At 54.6% G+C, this 14,524-nt stretch carries 9 protein-coding genes; all 9 read left to right on the top strand.

From position 1 onward, the window contains the following. Positions 1–146 precede the first annotated feature (146 nt). The 9 genes from lptD (at position 147) to U5L07_11470 (ending at position 14,499) form a co-directional block, all read left to right on the top strand. A complete protein-coding gene (lptD, locus tag U5L07_11510; GenBank protein MDZ7832368.1) occupies positions 147–2,408 on the top strand; it encodes an LPS assembly protein LptD in 2,262 nt (753 codons plus the stop codon). Positions 2,409–2,647: 239 nt separating this feature from the next. Continuing rightward, positions 2,648–2,929: an HU family DNA-binding protein gene (locus tag U5L07_11505; GenBank protein MDZ7832367.1), complete on the top strand. Its 282-nt coding sequence runs from the start codon at positions 2,648–2,650 to the stop codon at positions 2,927–2,929. Positions 2,930–2,987: 58 nt separating this feature from the next. Beyond that, entirely contained in the window at positions 2,988–4,028 is a 1,041-nt protein-coding gene (gene holB, locus U5L07_11500) for a DNA polymerase III subunit delta' (protein ID MDZ7832366.1), read from the top strand. Continuing rightward, positions 4,000–4,716 carry a regulatory iron-sulfur-containing complex subunit RicT gene (ricT, locus tag U5L07_11495; GenBank protein MDZ7832365.1) on the top strand — a complete coding sequence of 239 codons (717 nt, stop codon included), beginning with the start codon at positions 4,000–4,002 and terminating at the stop codon, positions 4,714–4,716. The genes holB and ricT overlap by 29 nt, the downstream gene beginning before the upstream one ends. Beyond that, a complete protein-coding gene (metG, locus tag U5L07_11490; protein ID MDZ7832364.1) occupies positions 4,713–6,641 on the top strand; it encodes a methionine--tRNA ligase in 1,929 nt (642 codons plus the stop codon). Before ricT ends, metG begins: the two co-directional genes overlap by 4 nt. Before the next feature lie 2 nt (positions 6,642–6,643). Further along, on the top strand, positions 6,644–7,507 hold the full coding sequence (locus U5L07_11485; protein MDZ7832363.1) for an alpha/beta fold hydrolase: 864 nt from the start codon (positions 6,644–6,646) through the stop codon (positions 7,505–7,507). 19 nt (positions 7,508–7,526) lie between these two features. Continuing rightward, the gene (locus U5L07_11480; protein MDZ7832362.1) at positions 7,527–9,275 is read left to right on the top strand and encodes a PAS domain S-box protein; all 1,749 of its coding nucleotides are present in this window, start codon (positions 7,527–7,529) and stop codon (positions 9,273–9,275) included. A gap of 147 nt (positions 9,276–9,422) precedes the next feature. Beyond that, positions 9,423–10,772 carry a penicillin-binding transpeptidase domain-containing protein gene (locus U5L07_11475; GenBank protein MDZ7832361.1) on the top strand — a complete coding sequence of 450 codons (1,350 nt, stop codon included), beginning with the start codon at positions 9,423–9,425 and terminating at the stop codon, positions 10,770–10,772. Between the two features lie 10 nt (positions 10,773–10,782). Continuing rightward, entirely contained in the window at positions 10,783–14,499 is a 3,717-nt protein-coding gene (locus U5L07_11470) for an SIS domain-containing protein (protein ID MDZ7832360.1), read from the top strand. The last annotated feature ends 25 nt before the right edge of the window (positions 14,500–14,524 follow it).

Here is a 14,524-nt window from a genome sequence, read left to right as displayed (position 1 = left end):
TGTAAGGTCGGCACGGTGGCCGACCCTACAAAATGTCTGCATTGTCGCGTAGGGCGGGCCACCGTGCCCGCCTGAAAAACAGATAAAACAAATTTACCGTGACCAGAATCCACCGGTTTTCGCCAACCCAATGGATACAGTGCAGGATGAACACCCAAAATCAAAAATTGTTGCGAATCAGTGGCTTTCTCCTCTTTCTGGCTGCCGTTATTTTTGCCGGAACCGCCCCAAGCAGCCGGGCGGAAACCCTGCCCCTACCCAATGACAGCGGAGAAGGCGCGCCCTGGCGCATCACGGCCGACCGCCTGGTCTATGACAAGGATCAGGATGTCTATACGGCCACCGGCCAGGTGGTCATAAAAAAAGGCGCCACCACGCTTTTCGCAGATTCGGTCCGGTTCAATCAATCCACCATGCAGGCGCACGCCTCCGGCAATGTCCGGCTGGTCAGCCGGGGCGACCGCCTGTCCGGCAGCCGAATGAACCTTGACCTGAATGAGCAGACCGGTACGGTTTATGAAGGCCTGATTTTTATCGAGGAGAAGAACTTCTACATCCGGGGCGATAAGATTCAAAAGACCGGGGAGGACCATTATGCGATCAATCGCGGGAGTTTAACCAGCTGTGACGGCGAAGTGCCGGACTGGCAGGTGACCGGCCGGGATCTGGCAGTGGATATGGGCGGCTACGGCTCGGTGCGCCATGCTGCGCTCTGGGCAAAAAACCTTCCGGTCGCCTACCTTCCCTATTTTGCCTTTCCGGTCAAACGAAACCGGCAATCCGGTTTTCTGGCCCCGGAAGCCGGGTTTTCAGACCGAAACGGTATTGAATTTATCCAGCCCTATTACTGGGCGATCCACAGGAGCTTAGATGCCACATTCTACTATCACCACATCCAGAACCGGGGCGAAAAACTGGGCGGCGAATTCCGCTACCGGCTAAGCCCTCAGTCTCAAGGCGCCCTGATGTTTGACGGAATGGAGGACCGGAAGGTGGACGATGACGAGGCCGCAGGGGCTGAGTGGGGCTATGGCGATGACCGGTATCTGCGGCCCAATTCCGACCGCTACTGGTTCCGCATGAAAGCCGACCAGGAGATGCCCTATGGCATGGATGCCCAGCTGGATCTGGATATTGTAAGCGACCAGGATTATTTGCGGGAATTTGAGGACGGGTATACCGGATATGATGACACCAATGCCTATTTTGCGTCTGAATTCGGCCGGGGCTTGGACGATAATGATGATCCGGTCCGGGAAAACCGGGCCCACCTTCAGAAAATCTGGCCCCGGTACAGCTTTAACGCGGATCTGCTCTGGTATGACAATGTTATCAAGCGGCGGCTGGAAGATAGCGATGATACCCTTCAGCAGCTGCCGGCCATGACCTTTGACGTTTTAAAGCAGCCGATGCTGGATAGCCCGGTTTTTTTTCAATCAGACACGGAGTACACCTATTTTTACCGCCAGGACGGCATCTCAGGCCACCGGATGGACATCCACCCCCGGTTTTCCCTGCCCCTTCGCGCCGGCCCCTTCTTTACGTTCGAGCCCTCCGCCGGCATCCGCCAGACCGCCTGGTCTGCCGATGATGACCCGGATATGGAGACTGAAGCCGCGGGCAGGGACAAAGACTATCAGCACCGGGAACTCTATGACCTTAAAGCAACGCTTTCCACGGATCTTTACCGGATATACAAGGATCAAACCCCTGCGGCGCGTCCTATCAAGCATACGATCATTCCGGAGCTTGCCTATGAATACGTACCGGACACGGACCAGTCCGAATATCCGGATTTTGACAGCATTGACCGGATCGCGGGGGCCAACCAGATCAGCTTTTCCTTAACCCACCTGCTGACCGCCAAATATTTTGATCCGGACGCCAGGCCGGAGACGGATGCCGGCCGGGAAGCGGCTGAGGCCAGATATAACCGCTTTTTCCGGTTTTTCATTGAACAGGCCTATGATTTTAACAGGGAAAAGAAAACCGATGCCGAGCCGTTTCTTCCCCTTTACGCGGAAATGGATATCACCCCGGTCCGGATGCTGAACCTCCATGCCGAAGCGGAATGGAGCCATGAAGCAGACACACTGCTCTCTCACCTGCTCTCCGCCCGGCTGCGGAATCAGCGCGGCGATCATCTGGCACTGGAGTATCGCTATCTTCGGGACAGCCGGCAGTCCATTGATTTGGCCGCCAGTATCGCCCTGACAGACCGCATCCGGATCAGCGGCGAATATGAACGGAACCTCGATGACAGTGCAGACATTGAAAAACGCATAGAAGCCCTCTACCAATCCCAGTGCTGGTCAATTGCTGTAGGATATTCGGATGATGAAACCGATCAGCGGATCTCCGGGATGATCCGGCTCCACGGGTTAGGGGAGGTGGGCAACCGGCTGTGATAAGGGTTCAGGGTTCAGGGTTCAGGGTTCAGGGTTTAGGGTTTAGGCCTGACACCTGACACCTGAAACCTGAACACTCAAATCAGACTTGACGCAAACGGCAGAATGGCTGTATCCATATGCAATCAATCAGCGGGCCGCTCTTTTTTGTCCATAACTACTTGACTTAAAAAAATTTTTGTCTATACTGCAATTATTTAAATAATATATCAGGCGAAACAATATAACAGGGAGGTTATATGAATAAACTGGAACTGATTTCCGCCTTGAAAAAGGAATCCAATATCTCAAAATCTGAGGCTGCCAAAGTGGTCCAGATTTTTTTCGACTCCATGGCCGACGCCCTGATCGAGGGGGAACGGATTGAAATCCGGGGTCTGTGCAGCTTCTTCGTCAAAGAGTATAAAAGCTACACGGGCAGAAACCCCAAAACCGGGGAAAAAGTCAAGATCCAGCCCAAAAAATTGCCGTTTTTCAAATGCGGCAAGGAACTCCGGGAACGGGTCAACAAAAATCAATAATGGCTTGACGGTTGGACTTGTGCCCGGATTCGGTGACTTACTGGACCAGCATCGGCCTGTGCGATTATTGACTGCGGCGCTCCAAACCGGCAGTTTTCCCCATGCGTATCTTTTCACCGGCCCGGATGGGGTCGGCAAACAGACTGCGGCTCAAGCGTTTGCCATGGCCTGCAACTGCCAATCGCCGCGGATGAATTTCGGGCGCGGAGCTTCCGGCGACGCGGATACCGCCGGCTCATCCGCTTCCGGGACGGCCGATATATCGTGCGGGCAATGCCGCTGCTGCCGAAAAATTCTTTCGGCAACCCACCCGGATGTGCACTGGATTCTTCCGTCCGGCACCTACATCAAGGTGGACCAAATCCGGGAGCTCTGCCAGCGCCTGGCCTTAAAACCCTATGAAGCAAAAAAACGGGTGGTGGTTATCGCCGATGCGCACACCCTGAACCCGGAGGCCGGCAACACCCTGCTCAAAACCCTTGAAGAGCCGCCCGAACGGACCGTATTTGTTCTGACCGCCAGGCAGGCCTCCGATCTGCTGCCCACCATTTTATCCAGATGCCGCCATATCCGGTTCAACCCCGTATCCCGGGAAAGTATCAGAAATTATCTAAAACACCGGTTCAAGGTAGACGCTGATGCGGCCGATATTGTGGCGGCCATGGCCGGCGGCAGTCTCACCCGCGCGGCGGCCATGATCGAAAAAGACTGGATTGCGCATCGCAACTGGATTATAAGGACGCTGACGCAATTGGACAGCCAGCCGTTGAATTATCAGCTGGCGTTTGCCGAATCCCTGGCCAAAAACAGCAGTCGCCTGGAGACCGCATTGGATATCATGAAATCCTGGTACCGGGATCTGGCCGTTTATCCGCATCAGCCGGGTCAGCTGATCAACCGGGATTTTCAGGCGGACATCGCCGCCCGGTCAAAAAAGACGGCTCCGGCGCGGCTGCTTGAGATTGCAAAGGTCATCGAGGCGGCGGCCCGGAATATGAATGCCAACGCCAATGCCAGACTGGCAATGGACCATCTGGTCCTTGCCCTGACTGATAAGGAAAGCACGAAAAATGGAAAAAATAATCGGCATCCGGTTTAAAGCAGCCGGCAAAATATACGACTTCAACTGCGGAGCCTATGTGTTAAATACCGGCGACCGGGTCATCGTGGAAACGGAAAACGGGCTTTGCTTCGGCACGGTGGCGGTTCCGCCCATGGCCAAGGAGCGCAAGGCCGAGAAGGCACCGCTTAAAAAAGTCTACCGGCCGGCAACAGAAGAAGACATCCGCCAGATTGAAAAAAACAAGGATATCGAGGCCCGGGCGTATACGTTCTGCAAGGAGTGTATCCAGGAACTTGGCCTGGAAATGAACCTGTTTAACATTGAGTCCAACTTTGACACCAGCAAACTGACCTTCTATTTTACGGCAGACGGCCGGGTGGATTTTCGGAAGCTGGTTAAGATGCTGGTCAAAGAATTCCGGACCAAGATTGAGATGCGGCAGGTGGGCATCCGAAACCAGGCCAAAATATGCGGGGGCATCGGCCGCTGCGGCCGCGAACTTTGCTGCAGCGCGTTTATAACCAAATTCGATCCGGTATCCATTAAAATGGCCAAGCGCCAGGGATTATCCCTAAATCCCACAAAGATATCCGGCGTCTGCGGCCGGCTCATGTGCTGCCTCACCTTCGAAGACGGCATATACCGGAAGCCGAACCCGAAAGACCAAAAGAATCAAAACAATCAGAATAACAACCACGCGGAAGAGGAACCAGGCATCGAATGACAACACCGTTTTATATAACCACGCCGATATACTATGTAAATGCCAAACCGCACCTGGGCCATACCTACACGACCATTGCCGCGGACGTGGCCCGGCGGTTTCACCGCCTGCAGGAGCAGGAGACCTATTTTTTGACCGGTACGGACGAGCACGGGGACAAAATCGTCAAGGCCGCAGAAAGCCAGGGGGAGACCCCCGCGACATACGCGGACCGGATCAGCCAGCTGTTCAAGGACCTATGGCCCAAGTACAATATTGATTATGATCATTTCATCCGTACCACGGATCCGGATCACATTGCGGTGGTTGAAAAAATCCTGCAGCAGATCTATGATGCCGGAGATATCTATTACAGCGAATATGAAGGGCTTTACTGCTACGGCTGCGAACGCTTCTACACCGAGCGGGAACTGGTGGAGGGGAAATGTCCGGATCACGGCACCGCTCCGGAACTGATCAAGGAGTCCAATTATTTTTTCCGGATGAGCAAATACCAGGACTGGCTCATCCAGTACCTGACCGATTATCCTGAGACCATCCAGCCGGAGCGATATCGCAATGAAGTGCTCTCCTTTTTAAAAGAGCCGCTGGATGACCTCTGCATCTCGCGGCCGAAAACGCGCCTGACCTGGGGAATCACCCTGCCCTTTGATCCCGATTACGTCACCTACGTCTGGTTTGATGCCCTGATCAACTACATTTCCGCCCTGGGGTACCCGGATGGCGAAAACTTCAAAAAATTCTGGCCCCAGGCCCGGCACATTGTGGCCAAGGACATCCTGAAACCCCACGGCATTTACTGGTCCACCATGCTGAAGGCCGCCGGGATAGACATCTACAAGCGGCTCTATGTGCACGGCTACTGGAATGTGGATGAGAGTAAAATGTCCAAAAGCCTGGGCAACGTGGTGGACCCCCATTACCTGCAGGAAACTTACGGGACCGACGCCATCCGGTTTTTTCTCATACGGGACATGACCTTCGGCCTGGATGCCAATTTTTCAGAGGAAGCCCTGATTCAGCGGATCAATGCCGATCTGGCCAATGACCTGGGCAACCTTTTCTCCCGGGTGCTGGGGATGTTTCACAAATATTTCAAAGGCGTCATTCCGGGGGTTGACGAGGGCACGCAGGCCCAAATCGGTCCGGAACTCGCCGGGCCGGCCCGGACGGCCATTGAGACCTATCAAAGTGAAATGGCGGAACTCCATTTTCACAAGGCGGCCATGGCCATCTGGGACTACATCAGCTGCATGAACAAATTCGTGGATACCGCCGCCCCGTGGGAGCTGGCCAAGCAGCCGGAAGAGAAACAGCGGCTTGAAGCGGTTATTTACAATCTTCTGGAAGGCCTCCGGGTGATTGCGGGCCTGCTGTATCCCATCATGCCGGACACATCCCGGACCATGCTCTCCCGTTTGGGCTTTGACATGGAGCGTTCCGAATGCCTCTCCATCTCAGCGATCAGGGAGTGGCCGGCGCTTCAACCCGGCACCCGGCTGCCCAAAGCCATCTCCCTTTTCCCCCGGATCGAACAAAAGCCGGCACCTGAAGAATCCGGGGCGCCGGAACAGAAGACAGCCCATACGCCCGAATTCAAGCCTGAAATTGCCATTGATGACGTGGGAAAGCTTGATCTTCGGGCGGCCACGGTTATTTCCGCCGAAGCGGTACCGAAAACCGATAAACTGTTAAAATTAACCGTGGACCTGGGCACGGAAGAACGGACCATTGTGGCGGGCATCGCCCAAAGCTACAGCCCGGCGGATCTCATTAACAAACAGGTCATTGTGGTGGCCAACCTGAAACCTGCCAAATTAAAGGGCATCCGGTCCGAAGGGATGCTTTTGGCCGCATCCACGGAGGCGGGCTCAACTGTTGCCACGGTGGAAAAGCCGGTAGCCCCGGGGGCAGCGTTAAAATAAACATGAACCGCCAAAATATCACCATTGACTTCAGCGGCGAAACATTGGCCGCCGCCTTATTCGTCCCTGCCGGCGGCCATTCAGTGCCTGCGCCCTGCCTGATCATCTGCCACGGGGCATTTGAAAAAAAGGAAAACTTTTTCGAATTTGCTGAATTTCTTGCCGGCAGCGGCATTGCCGCCATGGCCGTGGATATGCCGGGCCACGGGGAAAGCGGCGGTCCGCGGTCTTATCTGGATATGGATCAATGGGTCCGGGCCATCAGCGCGGCCATTGATTATCTCTCCACTCAAAAATCTATCGATGCCGAACGGATCGGCGCCTTCGGCTTCTCCTCAGGCGGCACCGCCGTCCTGGAGGCGGCCCTGGCAGAGCCCCGGATCAAAGCCATCGTCACTTTGGATGCCACGGTCAGAAACTATCTGAACGTCTGGGAGACGCTCTTTTTCAAATCACTCCTCGGTGCCTCCCGGATAAAAAAAAGACTGACCGGTGCGGGCTGGCGGTTCAACATGCTATGGGTGCTGAAATCCGCCACCATAGCCTATGATCCGGCAGTCAACCGGCAAATTATTAACGATCCGGCGCTTATTGAAGCATACTCGGCATTTCCGCTGCCCGGGGCAGCGTCGTGCGCATTTGTGGATACCCTGACCCGGGTGCACGGGATTCAAATCCCAACCCTTGTCATGCACGGCAAAGAAGACAAAGTGGATCCGCCGGAGACCGCCCGCTTGCTTTTTGACGCCCTCACCTGCGAAAAATCCCTTGAGCTGATCCCGGAAAGCGGTCATTCCGGCCATCTGGACACCCAAAAATCCGCGATCATGGCCCATACCAGCCAATGGGCCCAAACGTATCTATGAAGCCTGCAAAGGGGGTTTCATGACGCAACAATCAAACGGCGGTCACCGGCCGTTTCCGGCATTCGGTGATACCGGCCATCCGCTGGAAGACAAGGCCATCAAGGATCAGCTCCTGATCAAGGACCGGGCCATCGCCTCCTCAGTCCAGGGCATCGGCATCGGCGATCTTGAAGGCAACATCATCTATGTCAACAATGCGGCGCTCCGCATGTGGGGCGCGGATGATCCTGCCGAGGTTCTGGGCCGATCCTCTCTTGAGCTGGCCCAGGATGAGAACCAGGCCCTTGAGGTGATGACCGCGGTTCTGGAAAACGGCTACTGGGAAGGCGAAATCTCGGGCTTTCGCAAAGACGGCTCGCCCATTATCGTCTACCTCTCCGCAAGCCTTGTCCACAACGACGCGGGCGAGCCGATCTGCACCATGGACTCTTTCATCGATATCACGGAGAGAAAAAAGATCGAGGAGGAACTCCGTATCAAGGAATTTGCCATTGCCTCCTGTATCCACGGTATCGGCATGGCCGACCTTGATGGCACGATTACCTACGTAAATAACGCCACCCTGCAGATCTGGGGCGCATCCGACCCGAATGAACTGATCGGAAAATCCGCATTAACGCTGGCCCGATCCCGGGACGAGGCGGCCCTTGTGCTCAGTACCGTGCTGGAATCCGGCGCATGGGAGGGGGAAATCGAAGGCTTCCGCAGTGACGGGACGCCCGTTACCGTGCTGCTTTCCGCCAACCTGGTGTTTAATGACGAAAACCGGCCCGTCTGCATCATGGTCTCCTTCATCGACATCACGGAAAGAAAAAATATCGAGGCGGAGCTGCGCATCAAGGATTCTGCTGTCACCTCCTCCATCAACGCCATTGTCATCGGAAACCTGGAAGGCAACATCACCTATGTGAATCAGGCGTTTATGGATATGTGGGGCGATGACAACATCGCCGAAGTCCTGGGCCGACAGGCGGTGAGCTTTGCCCGGGATCCGGACCAGGCGCTTCATGTCATGTCGGTTATACTTAAGGAGGGCCGGTGGTACGGAGAAATCGAAGGGATTAAAAAAGACGGCACCCCCGTGACCGTTCTTCTCTCCGCCAACCTGGTAACAGATACCAGCGGCGCCCCGATCTGTATGATGGGCGCATTCGTTGATATCACGGACCGCAAAAACGCGGAAACCGCCCTGGCCAGGGCCAATGAGGAACTTGAAATCCGCGTGGCGGAGCGCACCCAGGAACTTGTGGCCGCCAATGAACGGCTGCTTAAAGAGATCGAGGAAAGAAAAAGAATCGAAACCTCGCTGCGCCAGACCGAGGAAAGCCTGCGGGATCAGTCCCTTAATCTGCAGGAGACCAATACGGCGTTAAAAATTTTGTTAAAACAGCGGGATCAGGACAAAGAGGAGCTTGAAGAAAAGGTGATGGCCAATGTCAAGTCGCTTATTCTGCCCTATATCGAAAAGCTGAAAAACACCCCGCTCTCCGCCTCCCAGCAGACATACCTGGAAATTTTGGAGAACAACGTCCAGGACATGGTTTCCCCCTATATGAAAAAACTCTCCACCCAGTATCAGCAGCTGACTCCGATGCAGATTCAGGTGGCGGACATGGTAAAAGCCGGCAAAACCACAAAGGAAATTTCCGAACTGTTAAACCTATCGGATCGGGCCATTGAATTCCACCGGAACAACATCCGCAACAAACTGGGGCTTAAAAACAAAAAGATGAACCTGCGATCCTATTTGCTCTCCCTGTCGCCGTAAGGCGGATAAAAACGATTTGACAGGGGGTTTGGATTGCCGGTAAATTAAGAAAAAATTGAACTATCGGGCGTTTGCCCGAAAAACCGGATCGTATGGGCCGCCAAACGGCTTTTCGTCAAGAACATCAACATGCAAATATAGAATTCAATGTTTAAACGCTCAAAATTAAATACCCGGCTTTACGCCCCCACCCATCGCTGGCGTAACTATCAGGTCAAACTGCATCGGCGATCCGCCAAAGAAAAGGCCGTCCGCCGGCTGCCGATTTATTTTTTCGCCCTGATCGTCCTCATCGCGCTCACCAAGGGCGCTTTCTGGGTATATGACCGGGCATTTATTCAGCCGGCGACTTCCCGCGCAAAGCCGGAAGAGGTTTCTGTTAAGCCCCTGGACCAGTCTGATCTGCAGAAGCTTTTGGCCAGCCAACCGCTGACAAAGCTCACCCGGGAAAGCTTCTACCTTGAATCCGGCAGGGGGAAATACCGCATGGTCACCAGCGTCAAACCGTCTCTGCAGCAGGTCATTACGGATCACATAGACCGCAAATATGCCAAGTATTTCGGTTTTGTGGCCCTTGACCCGGAGAGCGGAGAGATTCAGGCCATGGTCAGTTTTGATAGAACCGGGGAGAATTCCAATGTGTGCACGCGGCCGGATTTTCCTGCAGCCAGCCTGATTAAAATCGTCACCGCCGGGGCGGCCATTGAGGAGTACGGATTTCGCCCTACCACGCCGGTCTCCTTTAACGGCAGAAAATACACCCTATACAAATCCCAGCTTAAAACCAACGAACACCGGTATACCAACCACATCACATTTGAAGATTCCTTTGCGGACTCCATTAATCCGGTGTTCGGCAAAATCGGTGTCCACCGCCTGAAAAAATCCGGACTGGAAAAATATGGCAGGGCGTTTGGGTTTAACCAAGACATTAATTTTGATCTGCCGCTTGCCCAAAGCCCGCTTGTAGTAAAAGATGAAGTTTTTAACTGGGCGGAAATCGCCTGCGGGTTCAATCGGCAGACCCTGATTTCGCCACTGCATGCGGCGGTCCTGGTAGCCGGCGTCGCAAATGAGGGAAGACTCATGGCGCCCACCTTAATTCAAACCGTGCGCGAAAAGAACCAGCCGGTTTATAAGAGCCAGCCCCAAGTCCTGAACCAGGCGGTTTCAGCGGATACGGCCAACCGATTAAAAAGGCTCATGCATGCCACGATCACCGAAGGAACCGCCCGAAAAGCCTTCAGCGCCCGCCGGCGGGACAAGGTCCTTTCCCGGCTGGATATCGGGGGTAAAACCGGCTCCATCAACAACAACCCCCTGCACATCAAATACGACTGGTTTGCCGGGTTCGCCGAAGACCCCGACGGCGGGAAAAAACTGGCGGTCGCCGTATTTGTGGCGCACAAGGAATACATCGGCACCCGGGCGGCCAGCTATGCGAAACTGGCGTTTCAGGAATATTTTAAAACCCCTTCAACCGATTCAAACTTGTAATATGAAACCTATGAGACATATTCTTCAGTGGATTTCCGAATTTATTTTTCTCCTGGCCGGATTCCGGATAACCTTTGGCAAACACATCCAAAGCGTTCCAGCAAAAACGATTATTTTATTCCCCTATGCGGCAGGCACCTGCCAGTGCGGCATCACCGGCATCGTGGCGGTGAAAACCGATGAAACCGAGAATAAGAATTATGCCATGCCGCCGGTGGGGGACATGCTGGCGCAGATTGCCGAAGCCTCAAAGACTCTTGATCAAGCCGCCCAGCCCGACATCGGATCGGATTACCTGGGCGGCGGGGAACTGATCGAAAATTTCTATGCCGCTGTCCGCTCGCTTAAAACCCGGACGGCGTTCTACCATATTTTTACGCAAGCGGAAGCGAAAAAGCAGCTAAAGGCCCTATCAGCCGAGCTTGGCCGCATCATTGACGCGGAAAGCAGCCGGCTTGCCCGCCTGATGGGCCGGTTGAGTCCCGGCATTGTCGAAGCCATGTCCCAGCGCATTGAACGGCTGAAAGATACGGGCTGGTGCTTAAAGACGGAGATTGTCGACAACATTGAAAAAATCCGCGCGCTAAACGGGACGGAACATTCGCAGCCGCCGGCAGAAACCATTACCACCCTTAAAAATATCAATGCCGTATTAAACAGCATCGACCGGCTCGAAGTCAGAGGCCGGGATTCCGCCGGAATTTCGCTGCTGTTCATCATGGCGCCGTCGGTTTATGACCGCCTGACAGAAGAGATCGCAGCCGCCGGCCTGACAGCGGATTTCAATTCCCGCCAGAGCTTTCATATACTGACCAACCAGGCCATTTCTGTAAATGAGACCCGCCGGGAAACGCCCGAAAAACAGGTTTCGCTTGCCATTACCTATAAGGTGGCTGCGGAAATCGGCGGTCTGGGGGAAAACATTTCCTTTATCCGCGGCCAGATAACGGATGACCCGATACTAAAGCAGGTGCTTTCCCGGCCGTTTCTCTATCATACCGTCTCCGCCCATACCCGGTGGGCGTCTGTCGGCGCCATCAATGAGGCCAACTGCCATCCGGTGGACAACCGCACACTGCCCGACTCCCCGGATGCCGCCGGTATCATCCATGTCTGCTTAAACGGCGATATCGACAACTACCAGACCATCAAAGCCGGGTATTTTGCCCGCGGCATACAGATACCCGACGAAATCAGCTGTGATACCAAGATCATTCCGGTGCACATTCAATCCTATCTTTCGCGAGGATATCCCATTGAAACCGCTTTTCGTCTGGCGGTCAATGATTTTGAAGGCTCGCACGCCATATCCATGCACACGGACCTGGCCCCGGGCAAACTCTTTCTGGCGCTAAAGGGGAGCGGTCAGGCCATATTCGTGGGGCTTGCCGGGGACCACTACATCCCGTCCTCAGAAATCTACGGCCTGGTGGAGGAGACCTCGGAATACCTGAAACTCGACGGCGGCACCCCCCGCTATAGTGATGCCGGCCAGCCGGTTTACGGCCAGATATTTGTCATCGACCAGGCATCAGCCGGCGGACTGGACGGGGTTCAGGCCATATTCTACGACGGCACGCCGATTGCCCTGACTGAAGCGGATATCCGAAAAACTCCGCTTACCTCAAGGGATATCGACCGGCAGCATTTCAGCCACTATTTTCTGAAAGAAATTATGGAGTCCCCGGTCTCGGTCCGAAAAACCCTTGAAAACCGATGGAAGATTATTGAAAACGGCGGCTCCCGGTACGTTTTGACCCTGGATGGCTCCATGGTGCCGGATGCGCTGGTGTCTGCACTTAAAGCCGATGCCATCCGCCGGATTCTATTCATCGGCCAGGGCACGGCCGGCGTAGCCGCCCAGGTGTGCGCGAACATCCTGCGGTTTTATTTAAACGACCCGACCCTTCAGGTGGATGCCTTAAAATCCTCGGAGCTAAGCGGAGTTATCAGCGAAACCGACCATCTGAATGAAACCCTCTTGATCCCCATCAGCCAGTCCGGCACCACCACGGACACCAACCGGACCGTGGATATGATGAAGCAGCTGGGCGCCTGGGCGATTGCCATTGTCAACCGCCGGGATTCGGATCTGACCTTTAAAGTGGACGGCGTGGTGTATACCAGCTCCGGCCGGGATATTGAAATGTCGGTGGCCTCTACCAAGGCCTTTTATTCCCAGATCATTGCCGGGGCCCTTCTGGGCCTGTATTTTACCCAGCTGACCCGCCGGCGCAACGAGGCCTTCATCTCCCAGGAGATCAGGCAGATGCTTGAAATCCCAGAAAAAATGGAGAAGGTGCTGGCCGCCCGCCACCGGATTCAAACCTCTGCCCGGCGCCTGGCGATCCAGCGCACCTACTGGGCGGCGGTCGGGAGCGGGCCGAACAAATCCGCGGCGGATGAAATCCGGATCAAGCTGAGCGAGCTCTGCTATAAAACCATTTCCTCTGACTTTGTGGAGGATAAAAAACATATCGATCTCTCCTCCGAGCCGCTGATATTTGTCTGCGCCGCCGGCACGCGGCGGAGCGTTATCGGGGATATCATCAAGGACACGGCCATCTTCCGCTCCCATAAGGCCCTGCCGATTGTTATTGCCGATGAACATGAGGACCGGTTTGATCCCTATGCATCGGATGTCATCCATGTGCCGTCTGCGAGCGAACATTTTGCGCCGATCCTAAATACCCTGGTGGGCCATATCTGGGGCTACTATGCGGCCCTTGCCATTAATGAGGGCTCCCGCTTTCTCTATGACTTCCGGCAGGACCTGCAGGAGACCATCAACCGCCTGACCGAAGCGGATATGGATATATTTGAAATCGCCCTGGAAAAGAGCTTCCGGGAAAAAATCATTCAGTTTTATACGGAGTTCCGCAAAAAACAGACCAATAATGAACTGCCCTCCCCGCTTGGCATTAAAGGGGCCACCAACCTGACCCTTTTGCTTAAATATCTGGCCGGCCGTCTGCCGCTCTCTGATTTTGAAATCGATTTCGGGGTAAAGGGCACGGCCAAAAACATGTTTGAGAAACTCTTCGAATCCCTGGGCGAGGCGATCAACTGCCTGGCGCGGCCGGTGGATGCCATCAAGCACCAGGCCAAAACCGTGACCGTGGGCACCAGCCGGATCGAGGAAAAGGCCGAGGGGCTGCTCTTTGATGTGCTCGGCGCACACGGCTTCGGCATTGCCCAGCTCTCCATCTCAAACATCATGGTACTCCGGAATTTGCAGCGGATTATTGATGATATCAAGGGCCTGACCCTTTACCAGATATCCGGCATCAACCTGCTGGGCGAGCCAACCGAGGAGACCCGCATCCGGATCATTAAAAAAGAGGGCACCTCCAGTGCCATCCCATCCCGGTCCGAGACGGATCAGACGCTTAAGGGCACCAAAAAAATCATCGTCCGGCAGGGCAATGTCTACATCGGCAAAGGCCGAAAGGACGACCGGAGCATTCTGATCATTCCGGTTATATCCACCGATCCCAACCGGCCGAATACCATCGAACACCTGATGCTCCTTGAAATCGCTTTTAAGGAGCAGGTGGATCTTACCGCCAAAGTCAAGGCCTTAGGCGGCAAGCACGAGCACATCAAGAACCTGGTCCAGGAAAACAATATCCAGTGGGAGGACAAATTCCTTGAGCTTCTCGACATGCCGGAACTCTTCGGCCGGTCTGCGGAAAAGGTAAGCGAGATGCTTGTCTCGAGACTTTGATTTATACAAGGGGGATGCGTTTGCG

It is taken from the genome of Desulfobacterales bacterium, from assembly GCA_034520365.1.
Lineage (GTDB): Bacteria > Desulfobacterota > Desulfobacteria > Desulfobacterales > Desulfosalsimonadaceae > M55B175.
Note: the sequence above shows the minus strand (reverse complement) of the source record. Positions and strands in the feature narration are given on the sequence as shown.

What these genes read in the sequence shown, in the direction of transcription:
- U5L07_11470 (MDZ7832360.1), top strand. Translation starts at nt 10,783, where the DNA reads ATGAGACATATTCTTCAGTGGATTTCCGAATTTATTTTTCTCCTGGCC.
- U5L07_11485 (MDZ7832363.1), top strand. Translation starts at nt 6,644, where the DNA reads ATGAACCGCCAAAATATCACCATTGACTTCAGCGGCGAAACATTGGCC.
- U5L07_11480 (MDZ7832362.1), top strand. Translation starts at nt 7,527, where the DNA reads ATGACGCAACAATCAAACGGCGGTCACCGGCCGTTTCCGGCATTCGGT.
- lptD (MDZ7832368.1), top strand. Translation starts at nt 147, where the DNA reads ATGAACACCCAAAATCAAAAATTGTTGCGAATCAGTGGCTTTCTCCTC.
- U5L07_11505 (MDZ7832367.1), top strand. Translation starts at nt 2,648, where the DNA reads ATGAATAAACTGGAACTGATTTCCGCCTTGAAAAAGGAATCCAATATC.
- ricT (MDZ7832365.1), top strand. Translation starts at nt 4,000, where the DNA reads ATGGAAAAAATAATCGGCATCCGGTTTAAAGCAGCCGGCAAAATATAC.
- metG (MDZ7832364.1), top strand. Translation starts at nt 4,713, where the DNA reads ATGACAACACCGTTTTATATAACCACGCCGATATACTATGTAAATGCC.
- U5L07_11475 (MDZ7832361.1), top strand. Translation starts at nt 9,423, where the DNA reads ATGTTTAAACGCTCAAAATTAAATACCCGGCTTTACGCCCCCACCCAT.